The sequence below is a fragment of the Streptococcus suis genome (genome assembly GCF_016775005.1).
In the GTDB taxonomy this organism is placed as follows: domain Bacteria; phylum Bacillota; class Bacilli; order Lactobacillales; family Streptococcaceae; genus Streptococcus; species Streptococcus suivaginalis.
In genome coordinates this window covers 45,727-58,703 of record NZ_JAEUXI010000001.1, presented here as the reverse complement: position 1 = coordinate 58,703, position 12,977 = coordinate 45,727, and the positions used below count along the sequence as shown (strand labels likewise).

Annotated in this window: 13 protein-coding genes and 3 tRNA genes; 12 read left to right on the top strand and 4 right to left on the bottom strand. The window is 39.9% G+C overall.

Going from position 1 to position 12,977, the window contains the following annotated elements; all coding sequences use genetic code 11:
• Nucleotides 1-9: 9 nt before the first annotated feature.
• Both JNG37_RS10025 and JNG37_RS00295 read right to left on the bottom strand, forming a co-directional pair.
• Complete coding sequence (locus JNG37_RS10025) at nucleotides 10-1,494, bottom strand: lipopolysaccharide biosynthesis protein (RefSeq protein ID WP_158454742.1); 1,485 nt, start codon at nucleotides 1,492-1,494, stop codon at nucleotides 10-12.
• A gap of 104 nt (nucleotides 1,495-1,598) precedes the next feature.
• Nucleotides 1,599-2,498, bottom strand: a complete 900-nt coding sequence (locus JNG37_RS00295; protein WP_158454744.1) for a glycosyltransferase family 2 protein — start codon at nucleotides 2,496-2,498, stop codon at nucleotides 1,599-1,601.
• Nucleotides 2,499-2,582: 84 nt separating this feature from the next.
• Between JNG37_RS00295 and JNG37_RS00290 the strand changes: the two genes are divergently transcribed.
• The 9 genes from JNG37_RS00290 to JNG37_RS00250 all read left to right on the top strand — a co-directional run bounded on the left by JNG37_RS00290 (nucleotide 2,583) and on the right by JNG37_RS00250 (nucleotide 9,067).
• Nucleotides 2,583-3,353 carry a glycosyltransferase family 2 protein gene (locus tag JNG37_RS00290; RefSeq protein ID WP_158454746.1) on the top strand — a complete coding sequence of 257 codons (771 nt, stop codon included), beginning with the start codon at nucleotides 2,583-2,585 and terminating at the stop codon, nucleotides 3,351-3,353.
• A 9-nt stretch (nucleotides 3,354-3,362) separates the two neighbouring features.
• Nucleotides 3,363-4,145: a glycosyltransferase family A protein gene (locus JNG37_RS00285; RefSeq protein ID WP_158454748.1), complete on the top strand. Its 783-nt coding sequence runs from the start codon at nucleotides 3,363-3,365 to the stop codon at nucleotides 4,143-4,145.
• 94 nt (nucleotides 4,146-4,239) lie between these two features.
• Complete coding sequence (locus JNG37_RS00280) at nucleotides 4,240-5,622, top strand: sugar transferase (protein ID WP_158454750.1); 1,383 nt, start codon at nucleotides 4,240-4,242, stop codon at nucleotides 5,620-5,622.
• Nucleotides 5,623-5,714: 92 nt separating this feature from the next.
• The gene (locus tag JNG37_RS00275; protein ID WP_158454752.1) at nucleotides 5,715-5,948 is read left to right on the top strand and encodes a DUF2969 domain-containing protein; all 234 of its coding nucleotides are present in this window, start codon (nucleotides 5,715-5,717) and stop codon (nucleotides 5,946-5,948) included.
• A 51-nt stretch (nucleotides 5,949-5,999) separates the two neighbouring features.
• A tRNA-Tyr gene (locus JNG37_RS00270) sits at nucleotides 6,000-6,080 on the top strand.
• Nucleotides 6,081-6,461: 381 nt separating this feature from the next.
• Nucleotides 6,462-6,533, top strand: a tRNA-Gln gene (locus tag JNG37_RS00265).
• A gap of 125 nt (nucleotides 6,534-6,658) precedes the next feature.
• Complete coding sequence (rpsA, locus tag JNG37_RS00260; RefSeq protein WP_158454754.1) at nucleotides 6,659-7,864, top strand: 30S ribosomal protein S1; 1,206 nt, start codon at nucleotides 6,659-6,661, stop codon at nucleotides 7,862-7,864.
• 37 nt (nucleotides 7,865-7,901) lie between these two features.
• Nucleotides 7,902-7,973: transfer RNA gene (locus tag JNG37_RS00255), tRNA-Arg, on the top strand.
• 65 nt (nucleotides 7,974-8,038) lie between these two features.
• Nucleotides 8,039-9,067, top strand: a complete 1,029-nt coding sequence (locus JNG37_RS00250) for a threonine aldolase family protein (RefSeq protein ID WP_158454756.1) — start codon at nucleotides 8,039-8,041, stop codon at nucleotides 9,065-9,067.
• A gap of 19 nt (nucleotides 9,068-9,086) precedes the next feature.
• On the opposite strand, the gene JNG37_RS00245 is transcribed toward JNG37_RS00250, so the two are convergent.
• Complete coding sequence (locus JNG37_RS00245; protein WP_158454758.1) at nucleotides 9,087-9,470, bottom strand: hypothetical protein; 384 nt, start codon at nucleotides 9,468-9,470, stop codon at nucleotides 9,087-9,089.
• 57 nt (nucleotides 9,471-9,527) lie between these two features.
• Nucleotides 9,528-9,977 carry a DUF6556 family protein gene (locus JNG37_RS00240; protein WP_158454760.1) on the bottom strand — a complete coding sequence of 150 codons (450 nt, stop codon included), beginning with the start codon at nucleotides 9,975-9,977 and terminating at the stop codon, nucleotides 9,528-9,530.
• A gap of 113 nt (nucleotides 9,978-10,090) precedes the next feature.
• On the opposite strand from JNG37_RS00240, the gene JNG37_RS00235 reads away from it, so the two are divergent.
• The 3 genes from JNG37_RS00235 to thiI are packed head-to-tail and all read left to right on the top strand — an operon-like array spanning nucleotide 10,091 to nucleotide 12,929.
• Complete coding sequence (locus JNG37_RS00235; RefSeq protein WP_158454762.1) at nucleotides 10,091-11,233, top strand: cysteine desulfurase family protein; 1,143 nt, start codon at nucleotides 10,091-10,093, stop codon at nucleotides 11,231-11,233.
• A gap of 5 nt (nucleotides 11,234-11,238) precedes the next feature.
• The gene (locus JNG37_RS00230) at nucleotides 11,239-11,661 is read left to right on the top strand and encodes a hypothetical protein (RefSeq protein WP_105115998.1); all 423 of its coding nucleotides are present in this window, start codon (nucleotides 11,239-11,241) and stop codon (nucleotides 11,659-11,661) included.
• Nucleotides 11,662-11,711: 50 nt separating this feature from the next.
• Nucleotides 11,712-12,929 (top strand): tRNA uracil 4-sulfurtransferase ThiI, encoded by a 1,218-nt coding sequence (thiI, locus tag JNG37_RS00225; RefSeq protein WP_158454764.1) that lies wholly within the window; start codon nucleotides 11,712-11,714, stop codon nucleotides 12,927-12,929.
• The last annotated feature ends 48 nt before the right edge of the window (nucleotides 12,930-12,977 follow it).

Below are 12,977 nucleotides of genomic sequence, written 5' to 3'. Positions count from 1 at the left end.
ACTATGGCATTATTTTTTTTGTGATAAATATGATTTGACCTGCTGTGGAAAAACTATCCAGTTTAGTCCGAAGCTGATAGCAAAAGTAATCAGGATGCTACAAGTTCCAAAGATAATCCAATGACTAAATTGCTGAACAACATTTGTAAATGGTAATAAGAGACAGTTGGAGAGTAAAAATACTCCTCCATCAACAAGTAGCTGGGTCCGAATGGTTTTGAAGGAAGATGTTAAGATGAACCGGTAACAATACCATATGTAGTAAATCAAGCTAAACAACAATGCAATTGCTGTGCCTGTTGCAACTCCAACAATTTGCCATTCAAAGACCAAAGTGAGTGACAATCCAAGATTCAATATTGCTTCGAAATAGGTTCCAAACTGAGTATTTTTAAAGTCGCCTTTGGAAAAGACAAGGGTACGGTAAGGTAACCTTAAGGCATAAAACAGGATTGCAAGTGTCATTAGGTAGCCAAAAACAGGTTGGTCATAATTAGCATCTGTAATCTTTTGGGTATAAAGAATAACAAAAGGAGTAACAAGTTGAAATGTACTACTGATGAAAATGGTAGATGCGGTGTGTAAGAGCCATTCAATTTTATGGAATTGTCTTTGCAGAAGTTTCTGATCATCCATGTGAAGGGCACGTCCTAAAAATGGACGAAGGCCACTTGTCGCAGCGTTTAAAAACGTTTTAATACCCTGGAAAACGGTATTGTATACTGAGTAAACAGAAACTTGAGTTAGGCTGGCAAACATGGACAAAATGACAATATCAGTGCTCTCTTGGATAGTATAGGCGATGTGTTGACCTATACCATACCATTGTTGTTGAATCTGGTAAGTCCGATCTCGAAGGTTTTTGGAAATCCCATAATGACGACGGACATAGTAGCTGATAAATATAGGAGGAAGGATAAAGACTAGTGCCGATGCAAGCTTTACTATAAGGATAGTTTGTCCCGACTGAATCAAAACAATAGTAAGAAGCAGGTTTAGGATGTTGGCTGTACCTTGTAAGATTTCCTTGATATAAGCTTTTTGATCCGATCCAAGGATAATTTGACTGGTAATCCCTAGGAAAAATTGTAATAGGTGAGAGAGAGAAAGAACCAAAATCAAACCGACAATTTGACTTTGTGTGAATTTCCCAGAAAGGTTGGCAGGTAAAAAAAGACAAAGGCAGGCAATATAGATTAAAAGGGCAAAGCCTATTCTGTTAAAAAACACCTGCGATTTATAATAGATAGTCGAGAGGAGCGCGGTGTCTTTATACAATAATGGTTTGTACATACTAGCTTGAATGACAGCGCCCATTCCTAAATCTAAGAGACTAATCAGGGTCAAATACTGAGAGATACTAGACATGAGTCCATTGACCTCAGACCCATAGGCAGTGATAAAGAGTCTTGGTAAAATAAGGCTACAAACAATAGAAATGACTTTATTTAGTAAGGAAATAAAGCCATTTAGTTTAAGAGATTTTGTATTCACTAGGTTCTTCTTTCAAATAGGAAGTTTGGCTTCAATATCTTTGATATAGGTTAGGAATTTTGATACAATGAATTGAATAAGTAGTGATAATTAGTAATGATTTTCTATTTTGCGACAGTATTTTTTACAGAAAGTAAAGTTGCGAGAGCTGAATGTCCAAAAAGTGAAATCACCCAATATAAAATTGGGACTGGTCTAGGCTTGATGGCAATAGATTGCTTAAGGTGAAGTCGAGTTTGTTTGAAATCACCTAACTTGAAATAACGCATGGCAAGATAGTATTCTTGAAACGCTGTCAGTTCTTTAGATGGGATCAATTTTAGTTTGTCATTTAGTATCTTTGCCCTTTGTGAGACAATTGTATAGCCTTGAATGACCTTGTTTGGATTTTTTGAGATACTGTCTTCCTGGACTTCATAGATAACAAGGTCTTCGGCGATTTTGTAACCCTTACTTACTTGAAGTAATTTCAGGTAAAGGTCCCAGTCTTGACAGCTCAACAGTTCCTGATCTAGGCCTCCAACTTGAAGGAAAAGTGTTTTTCGAACCAACAAAGTTGAAAAACCACCCAAGTTATTTTGTTTAATGGTTTCTTGTAGGGGTATGATTCCCTCAGGGAGAATATGAATGACTTTGGATCCAAAACCAGTCACTACAAAACCAATGTCTTCTTGATTTTGCAAGATTTTTATCTGTTTTTCAAGTTTTGTAGGAAGAAAGAAGTCGTCGGAATCGAGAAAGGCAATGTATTCACCTTTTGAATGGCTAACGCCGATATTGCGACAGGTGTTGGCTCCACTGTTTTTTTTCAATGTAATGAGTTGGATACTATCGAAGTTCTTTTGCAAATTTTGAATGGTGTCAATCGAATGATCTGTCGAGCAATCATCGACAATAATGATTTCAATTGGAGAATAAGTTTGCCGCTGGATACTGTTGATAACCTGCTCAATCAGATGTCCCCTGTTGTAGTTTGGAATTACTACGGAAATTAATGGATTCATGGAATCTTCTTTCTGTTTGTATTTGAACTTTATCTTACTACATACTTGTCTATTTTTCAAATAATACTCTATGAAGGATTTAGAATGACCCAAATAAAAGATATACCGCTTGTCAGTGTGATTATCCCCATGTACAATGCAGAGAAATTTATTCAAGAAACGTTACATTCTGTTCTTGCTCAAACCTATCCGGCTTTCGAAGTGATTGTAGTGGATGATCGATCAAGTGACGATTCTGTTTTACTTGTACAGGCAATGATAGAAACTGACAGTCGCATTCGTTTTTTGCAAAATAAGGTTAATGCAGGTGTTGCAGTAGCAAGAAATGCAGGAGTGGCAGCTGCGCGTGGGCGTTTTATAAGTTTTTTAGATGCTGATGACCTTTGGTTGCCCAATAAATTGGCCAAGCAAGTGGATTTTATGTTACAACAGGGGCATGCATTTACATTTTCCTCCTACCAATTTGCAGATGAAAATGGCCGACCAATCAAATCGCCTGTTCATGTTCCCAGTAAAATTTCCTATCAAGAGGCTTTGAGAAATCATACCATTTGGACTTCAACTGTTATGCTGGATTTGGAGCAATTGACCAAATCACAAATTGAAATGCCTAATGTCAGAAAAGGGCAAGATACTGCAACCTGGTGGAAAATTTTAAAAGTGACAGGACATGCTTATAGCATCGATGAAGTGCTCTCGTTGTATAGAAGAACGCCCGCGTCACTATCTGCAAATAAATTTGCAGCTATCAAGCGAACTTGGAACCTCTTTCGAAATGTTGAAGGTTTGACGTTTGGGCAGACCGTTTTACCTTTTTTGGGTTACGCCTTTCATGCGATAAAGAGAAGAGTATAAGGAGAACTCATGGTTGTACTTGTTGCGACATTGGATCATGAAAATGTCGATCAGCTTATTGATGAAATGAATCTTTCTACAGTTGATTCAATTGTAATTCATCAAACACGAGCTGAAAGAAAGGAAACGGTCCTTGAGCAAAGGGAGAAAGCTAAGATTGTTTACAGTCAAGGTCTAGGCTTAAGTGTTAGTCGAAATGAGGCCCTGTCTTATGCGGAGAATGATGCAATTTGCCAAGTTGCCGATGATGATTTGGTCTTTGTAGACAATTACCAAGAAATCGTCTCACGTGCCTATAAAGAATTCCCTGATGCCGATATTATTATTTTTTATGTTGATTTTGAAAACCATGCCATAAGTAGACCCAGGCTTTCAAACGGAAGGCTTTCCTACTTAGATGCCATGCGTGTATCATCTGTTCAGATTTCTTTTAAAAAATCAAGCTTTACACAAGTTGGTTTATCTTTTGATGAACGTTTTGGGATCGGGGCCCAATATGGTTCAGGAGAAGAAACCATTTTACTGTTTGATGCCCTTGGCAAGGGGTTAAAACTATACAGTTATCCAGAAAAGATAGCCAGCCTAAGGGACAGGGAATCCCATTGGGACCGTTCCAACACACCGGAAAATTGCCAGAAACGGGGAGCTATTTACAAAAGAATGACAAGGAGATGGTACTGGCTGTTGATTCTTCAATTTGCCATTCGAAAACGAAAAATGATGCTACCAGAAATATCACTGTTTAAGAACATATACTATATGCTACAGGGAGCAAGAAACTTCTCTAGGTAAGAGGCCCATGCATTTACCGTAAAATTTGGGCTGTCTATGCTAGACCTATATACACTGTATTATTTTCAGTTAGTAGTTGAAAAAAGGGGGGACTATGATTGAAAAAAATAGCTTCTGGTCCAATATAATATTTATTATAGAAGCAATGCTGATGCTTGTTGGTGTCTACATTGCTTTAAATCCTGAACATACCTTGAGCTTGTCGACTCATGGAATGGAGGAATTTTTACCAGTTATACCATGGTTAATTGTGACATACGTTTTTATTAATAATATTTTTGATACCAATATTTACTATAATCAAACACGATCCAATATTATTTTTAATACATTCATTGTACAGTTACTATTTTCATTTATTTTATGCATTATATGTACTATCTATATTGATCATTTCTTTTTCGATTTAGATTTTATTATTTACTACTTTATCATTGGTACCAGCATCGCTCTGGTCATCCATCTTGGGATTTTTGCCTATTTTACCAAAATTGCTTCACCGAAAAGGGTCTTGATTATCGGAAGACCCAAGGCTGTTTTTTCGGCCTTGGATAATTTTGACTATTCTGTCCAACCTCTTCATCAGATAACACATCTAGTGATTGGGAATTATTTTAATAATTTGAAAAATATCATTGAAGAAATCGATGTTATCTACATTGCAGGAGTAATGGATGCTGGAGTCTCCCAAGAATTGTATAATTACTTGATTCGCAAGGATAAAACCATCTATCTGGCATCAACAATTGAGAATTCAATTTCATTAAATGCCCATTTGCTCAATATATCAGATGAAAGCATTATTCAGGTTTCACCTTATTATCTCACACGGGAACAATATGCTGTGAAGCGAATAATGGATATTCTTGTTTCACTATGCATGCTGTTACTCTTGTCACCTGTCTTGTTAGCAACTGTGATTGCAATTAAGCTAGAGAGTAAGGGACCAGCCTTTTATCGTCAAGAACGGGTTACTTTGGGGAACAAAGTCTTTTGGATTCTAAAATTTCGCTCAATGGTCTCAGATGCCGAAGCAAAAACAGGTCCGGTTTTAGCTCAGAAAAACGATAGTCGGATAACCAAGGTTGGGAAATTTATCCGTGCAACTCGGATTGATGAAATTCCGCAGCTGATTAACGTTTTAAAAGGAGAAATGTCGCTGGTAGGACCAAGGCCAGAAAGACCAAATTTTGTCAAAGAATTTACAGAAATCAATCCCTTTTACTCATTGCGTCATAATGTCCGGGCTGGAATTACAGGTTATGCCCAAGTATATGGGAAATACACTTCAGATTTTGAGAGTAAGTTAAAGTTTGATTTACTCTATGTAAAAAGATATACCTTGTTACTTGATATCAAATTATTTTTGAAAACTATTCTGATTGTATTCGATAAAATGAGTTCACAAGGCCAGAGTGATGGGAGTGGTAACATACCTAAAAATGGTGTAAATGGTGAAATTCAAATTTTGAAATAAGAACAATTTCTCGTTCGCAACAGCTTGGGCTTGCAAGCTGTTGCCTTTTTTTGTAAAATGGGAGGAGTGGTTTGACAAAATAGGAGGGAATTATGGCTAAAAAAGATAAGAAAATTGAAATCCAAATCGAAGATAGCAAGGTATCAGTAAACGGACAAATGTTTCCTGGTTATCAACTAACAATCGGAAAAAAGGTGATTGGTGAGATTGCAGAACTGGAAGTAAACCAATTTGCAGTGGTAAAAAACGGAAATACGGAAAGTTTTTATAAAAAATTGGAAAAAGCAGTCGGAAATGTCATCGAAAATTATAATTTAAGCAACTAAGCCCTTGTAATCGTTGCTTTTTTATGGTAGAATAAAGGCTGTTGGTGCAAAGGAAAGATAGCGAAGAGGCTAAACGCGGCGGACTGTAAATCCGCTCCTTCGGGTTCGGGGGTTCGAATCCCTCTCTTTCCATTGAACAGGATACAAAGGACGTTAAGAAATCCGTATGAAAATAGGAAACTGACGTTGTGTGCTAAACACACAAAGAAGTTTATCTTTTTCACTAGGATTTTAGTCCGTGTTCAACTAAGATACTAAGAGCGTCAAACGCACAGTAAAAATAGGAAGTTGACAGCAAATTCTGATTTGCTAGGCAACTTATCTTTTTTACGCAGCGTTTAGACCGAGTTCATTTAAGATACGAGAGATGCTCTGGTTTACCAGAAATCTCTGTAGAAAATTAGGAAACTGACGCTGAGTGTGTACACTCAAGGAAGGCTATCTATCTTCCTAAGAAATTAATCTCGAGTTCAATTTCTTGTGATTAGTAAATAAATGAAATGTATCTCTTTTTGGGGTATCGCCAAGCGGTAAGGCAAGGGACTTTGACTCCCTCATTCGTTGGTTCGAATCCAGCTACCCCAGTCAAGGTACTAGAGGAAACTCTAGTTCGTCAAAGATGTCATATTGTTGTTTGTCCTTGCGTGTGCCTTAAATAAAATATATTTTATGTTGGGTCGAGAGGCCTGATTGTCGGAGGTTTTTTTATAATGAACGAATTTGAAGATTTGTTGAACAGTGTGAATGAAGTAGCACCTGGTGATGTGGTAACTGCTGAAGTGTTGACAGTTGATGCAACTCAAGCAAACGTAGCTATCTCAGGTACTGGTGTTGAGGGCGTATTGACTCTTCGTGAGTTGACTAACGACCGTGATGCTGATATCAACGAACTCGTTAAAGTTGGTGAAACACTTGAATTGTTGGTGCTTCGTCAAGTAGTAGGTAAAGATACTGATACAGTAACTTACCTTGTTTCTAAGAAACGTCTTGAAGCACGCAAGGCTTGGGACAAATTGGTTGGCCGTGAAGGTGAAGTCGTACCAGTTAAAGTAACTCGTGCGGTTAAAGGCGGTCTTGCTGTTGAATTTGAAGGTCTTCGTGGTTTCATCCCAGCTTCAATGATTGACAGCCGTTTCACTCGTAACACTGAGCGTTTTGTTGGTCAAGAATTTGATGCTAAAATCAAAGAAGTTGATCCAGCTGAAAACCGCTTCATCTTGTCACGTCGTGATGTAGTTGAAGAAACTGCGGCAGCTGCACGTGCAGAAGTATTTGGTAAATTGTCAGTTGGTGAAGTTGTAACTGGTACAGTTGCACGTATCACTAGCTTCGGTGCTTTCATCGATCTTGGTGGTGTGGATGGTTTGGTTCACTTGACTGAATTGTCACATGAGCGTAACGTATCTCCTAAATCAGCTGTAACAGTTGGTGAAGAAGTTGAAGTTAAAGTTCTTGCTATCGATGAAGAAGAAGGACGCGTATCATTGTCATTGAAAGCTACACAGCCTGGCCCATGGGACGGCGTTGAGCAAAAATTGGCAGCTGGCGATGTGATCGAAGGTAAAGTAAAACGTTTGACTGACTTCGGTGCTTTTGTTGAAGTATTGCCAGGTATCGATGGTTTGGTACACATTTCACAAATTTCACACAAACGTGTTGAAAATCCCAAAGATGCTTTGTCAGTTGGTCAAGAAGTAACTGTTAAAGTTCTTGAAGTGAACGCAGCTGATGAGCGTGTATCACTTTCTATCAAAGCTTTGGAAGAGCGTCCAGCAGCAGTTGAAGGCGAAGAAAAAGCAGAAAAACGTGCTCCACGTCCACGTCGTCAAAAACGTGAAGAAAAACGTGATTACGAATTGCCAGAAACTCAATCTGGATTCTCAATGGCTGACCTTTTCGGCGACATTGAATTGTAATTCACTTAAAAACTTGCCTCGTGCAAGTTTTTCCTTTCCACCCTTAGTGTAATGGATATCACGTAAGATTCCGGTTCTTGAGATGGGGGTTCGATTCCCTCAGGGTGGACTAAATAGTAGAAGAAGCCTGGTGTGCAGGCTTTTTCTATATTCTTTTGGTGTTGGAGGCCAACCATGCTACATTTTGAAAATGACTATAACAAAGGTGTTCACCCAGCGCTATTGCAGGCTTTGGTGGAAACAAACCAAGAAGGGGTGTCAGGCTATGGAACGGATCCTTATACTCAATCAGCTATTGAGAAGATTCGACGTGTAATCAAGTGTCCTCATGCTCAAATCACTTTCTTATCGGGCGGAACCCAAACCAATCAAATTGCGATTAATTCTATGCTGGCTTCCTATGAGGGTGTGATTGCTGCGGACACGGGACATATTTCTACCCATGAAGCAGGGGCAATTGAGTTTTCGGGCCACAAGGTCTTGACTATTCCACATCAACATGGAAAGATTTTTGCAGCGGACATCGAACAGCACTTGGCAGATTTTTATGCAGATGCCAATCATGAACACATGGTTCATCCTGGCATGGTTTATCTCTCTCATCCGACTGAGTACGGTACGCTTTATTCAAAAGCGGAACTGACCGCCATAGCACAGGTTTGTCGCCACTACCAAATTCCTCTTTTCTTAGATGGAGCTCGTCTGGGCTATGGTTTGGCATCTCCAGAGTCAGATCTTGATTTGCAGGCAATAGCAGAGCTGACAGATGTTTTTTACATTGGAGGTACCAAGATGGGGGCCTTGATGGGAGAGGCCTTGGTCTTTACTAAAAACAATCAACCCAAGCATTTCACCAGTATCGTCAAGCAACATGGAGCCTTGTTAGCTAAGGGGCGTTTGAATGGTGTGCAGTTTGACCGTCTATTTTCAGATGACTTGTATCTGGAAATAGGCCGTCATGCGATCACAATGGCAGAGCAGCTCAAGGAGATTTTGCAAGAAAAAGGTTATCCCTTCTATCTCAAATCGCCAACCAATCAGCAATTTGTCATCGTAAAAAACGATGAATTAAAACGATTATCAGAGGCTGGTATTGCTTATGGTTTCTGGGAAAAATACGACCAAGATCACACCGTCATTCGTTTTGCGACCAGCTGGTCAACTAGCCAGGAAGATATGGAAGCGTTGAGAAATAGATTATAGAAAGTAAAAAAAGAAAGGGCTAACCTTTCTTTTTCGTCTGTAGATAATGATAACGATAGACTGCATAGTGTTCAATTAGGCGATAGCCTATTCCACCTAAAATTGCTTTGATGATGAAGACAAGGTGTTTTGAAAGGGGTGCCTGGACAGTCAATCCGAAAAGGATACCCAAGATAATCCAAGCAAGTACCGCCCACCATAGATGTTTGAATGGCGTGTATTGTCCATCTCTCTCTTTGACTTCATTGGAAACTCTTACGGCACAGCTGGCTAAGATAACTATTGGAAGAAGTGAATTAGTGTTAAACGGTGCTGGTAACAATGATGCTAACAGGAAGATTTCAATAAATGAAAACAGCAATAACCAAACTAAAATAGGTATTCTAAGGATAAAGTATTTCATACAGCACCTCCTGGATTTAGTATATCAAATCCAAAATCGCCTATCAAGTTTTTTATGCTACTGATCGGAAGTCGAACCAGTTGATTCAGACTCTGTTGACGTTTCACTAATAAGTTGACTAGGGTCGGAACTGGTTGCTGTATCGCTCGAAGAAGGGATGGTTAATGAGGCTGTATCGGCGGAGCTAGTAGTGCTTTGTGAAGAGGTAGAGCTAGTGGAGGATGGGAGAGTAGTGGTTCCGTCACTAGAAGAACTAGATTGGTCAGTCACATTAGCAGTCATTGTTTCGGATTCTTTGTAAATGATAAGAGTTGTAGAGCTTGTATTTGTTTGCGCCTGACTATTTGTGCTGGCTGTAAAGGTATAGATGGTAATAGTTGCAGTGATAATGCCTAGCATGGATGCGATGGTTGCAATGATTTTCTGAAAGGTCGACAAGTGATGTCTTGCAGTTTTAGTCATTCTTTTTAGTTCAACATCGTGTTTACGAGAGTAGGTTTCCTTCATGGTCAATCCTCCTTTTTTCAGTATAGGTTGTCAGAGTTAAAAATATCTTAAAGAGTGGAAACAAGATGTGAAACATGATAAAATAGGACTATTGCAAGCAAAGGAATGAAAAAATGATTTATTTTGACAATGCAGCCACGACTCCGGTCTATCCAGAAGTTCTCAAGACCTATACGGAAGTGGCGACAAAAATCTGGGGAAATCCCTCTAGCCTCCATAGTCTCGGCAGTCAGGCAACCCGTATTTTGGAAGCATCTCGCAAGCAAATCGCAGAATTGCTTGGCCAGGATAGCAAAGAAATCTTTTTCACCTCAGGTGGTACGGAAGGTGACAACTGGGTCATCAAGGGAGTGGCATTTGAAAAGGCACATCTGGGCAAGCACATCATCGTGTCAGCTATTGAGCATCCAGCGGTAAAAGAGTCAGCACTTTGGCTCAAAACGCAAGGTTTTGAGGTGGATTTGGCTCCGGTCAATGCCCAAGGTTTTGTGGATGTTTCAGCCTTAGAAAGCTTGATTCGTCCAGATACCACACTGGTTTCTATCATGGCCGTCAACAATGAAATTGGTGCTATTCAGCCCATTCAGGAAATATCTCAACTGTTAGCTGATAAGCCAACCATTTCCTTCCATGTGGATGCTGTTCAGGCTATCGGCAAGGTGCCAACGGAAGGGTATCTGACAGACCGAGTTGATTTTGCCAGTTTTTCAGGTCACAAATTCCACTCTGTCAGAGGAGTAGGTTTCGTCTATGTCAAAGCTGGTAAGAAAATCGCTCCGCTATTGACAGGAGGAGGACAGGAAAGCGACAAACGCTCAACTACGGAAAATGTGGCTGGTATTGCAGCAACGGCTAAGGCGCTACGCTTGACCTTGGACAAGGCGGTAGATAGCCAGAAGCGACTGGCAGCTATGAAGCAAATCTTGGTGGATGAATTGGGCAAATATGCCGATGTGACAGTCTTTTCTGGGCTAGAGGACTTTGTGCCAAGCATTGTGACGTTTGGGATTAAGAACATCCGAGGCGAGGTCATTGTCCATGCCTTTGAAGAACACCAGATTTACATTTCGACAACCTCAGCCTGCTCGTCCAAGGCTGGAAAACCAGCTGGAACACTGATTGCTATGGGTGTTCCGCAGAAGTTGGCTCAAACTGCCGTCCGTATCAGCTTGGATGATGACAACGATATGGGGCAAATCGAACAATTCCTGACGATTTTCAAACAAATTTATCAAAATACACAGAAAGTAAGGTAAGAACTGTGAAATCTTGGAAAGACTTGAATCGAGAGGTCTTGGATTTTGTGAAAAGTGAAAATACTTATCTGTATGATGATTCGGAATTAGGGTTTCGTCGATTTTTAGGATTTTCAGATAAGGGAACTGGAACTAGTCGAGTAGCAGACTACTATTTGAATTATCTTGATGCTAGAGTCTTTCTTGATTTTTGTAAAAATCGATTTGGAGAGATTTATCTGGTTCGTATCTCGTTTGATGGGTATGGTTGCTGTAGAGTAGCAGATGGAGAACAAAAAACATTGAGTTTTACAGATTCCCTTATGTTTGTGCATCTTATTTCAGAACATCCAATCAATAACGATAAACTGTATCCACTAGTCAAAAAATTAATTGATATAAATCGTGAGGTACTCTGGAAAGATGCATTAAAGGAGTATGGTTTATAAGAGAGGCTGTTAGGCCGTTTATACTAGATGATAGGAAAGAGGGAAATATTTTGAACTATTCAGAAATTATGATTCGCTATGGCGAATTGTCAACTAAAGGGAAAAACAAGATGCGGTTTGTCAACAAACTCCGCAATAATATCAAGCATGTCCTTTCTGTTTACCCAGAAGTGACGGTTTATTTTGACCGTGACCGTGGTCATGTCTATTTGAATGGGGCAGATTATCAGGAAGTTTCAGCTTCTTTGAAGAAGATTTTTGGGATCCAAAATTTCGCACCGTCTTATAAGATTGAAAAGTCTGTTCCAGCCTTGAAAGAGGCGGTTGTGGAGATTATGCAGTCTATTTACAAGGAAGGGATGACTTTCAAGATTGCGGCACGTCGTAGTGACCACAGTTTTGAACTGGACAGCCGTGACCTGAACCAAGTCCTTGGAGATGCGGTTTTTACAGCTATTCCAAATGTGCAAGTGCAAATGAAGTCACCAGATATTACTCTGCGGGTGGAAATTCGTCCTGATGCTGCTTATATTTCCTATGAAGAAATCAAGGGAGCGGGCGGTCTTCCAGTTGGTACATCTGGCAAGGGTACGCTGATGCTATCAGGTGGTATTGATTCGCCTGTTGCGGGCTATTTAGCACTGAAACGTGGGGTTGAAATCGAAGCCCTGCACTTTGCAAGTCCGCCTTATACTAGCCCAGGTGCGCTTAAAAAAGCCCATGATTTGACTCGTAAATTGACTGCCTTTGGTGGTAATATCACCTTTATCGAAGTGCCGTTTACAGAAATTCAGGAAGAAATCAAAGAAAAAGCACCTGAAGCTTATTTGATGACCTTGACACGTCGCTTCATGATGCGGATTACAGACCGAGTACGGGAAGAGCGTGGTGCTATGGTCATTATCAACGGTGAAAGTCTAGGACAAGTGGCAAGTCAGACTTTGGAATCCATGCAGGCTATCAATGCGGTGACCAATACACCTGTTATCCGTCCAGTCGTTACCATGGACAAGTTGGAAATCATTGATATTGCTCAAGAGATTGACACCTTTGATATTTCTATTCAACCATTTGAGGATTGCTGTACCATCTTTGCCCCTGACCGTCCAAAAACAAACCCTAAAATCAAAAATGTCGAGCAGTACGAAGCCCGTATGGATGTAGAGGGCTTGGTGGAACGAGCTGTGGCAGGAATTATCGTAACAGAAATTACGCCAAAAGAAGAAATACAGGATGAAGTAGATAGTTTGATTGCTGATTTACTGTAAGAATCTATCTCCGCATTGCGGAGATTTTTCTTCCTAAAGTTAGATTTG

Coding starts and splice junctions, on each gene's coding strand:
- JNG37_RS00245 (WP_158454758.1), bottom strand. CDS start 9,470: ATGAAATACTTTATCCTTAGAATACCTATTTTAGTTTGGTTATTGCTG.
- rpsA (WP_158454754.1), top strand. CDS start 6,659: ATGAACGAATTTGAAGATTTGTTGAACAGTGTGAATGAAGTAGCACCT.
- JNG37_RS00235 (WP_158454762.1), top strand. CDS start 10,091: ATGATTTATTTTGACAATGCAGCCACGACTCCGGTCTATCCAGAAGTT.
- JNG37_RS00240 (WP_158454760.1), bottom strand. CDS start 9,977: ATGAAGGAAACCTACTCTCGTAAACACGATGTTGAACTAAAAAGAATG.
- JNG37_RS00295 (WP_158454744.1), bottom strand. CDS start 2,498: ATGAATCCATTAATTTCCGTAGTAATTCCAAACTACAACAGGGGACAT.
- JNG37_RS00250 (WP_158454756.1), top strand. CDS start 8,039: ATGCTACATTTTGAAAATGACTATAACAAAGGTGTTCACCCAGCGCTA.
- JNG37_RS00290 (WP_158454746.1), top strand. CDS start 2,583: ATGACCCAAATAAAAGATATACCGCTTGTCAGTGTGATTATCCCCATG.
- JNG37_RS00280 (WP_158454750.1), top strand. CDS start 4,240: ATGATTGAAAAAAATAGCTTCTGGTCCAATATAATATTTATTATAGAA.
- JNG37_RS00275 (WP_158454752.1), top strand. CDS start 5,715: ATGGCTAAAAAAGATAAGAAAATTGAAATCCAAATCGAAGATAGCAAG.
- JNG37_RS00285 (WP_158454748.1), top strand. CDS start 3,363: ATGGTTGTACTTGTTGCGACATTGGATCATGAAAATGTCGATCAGCTT.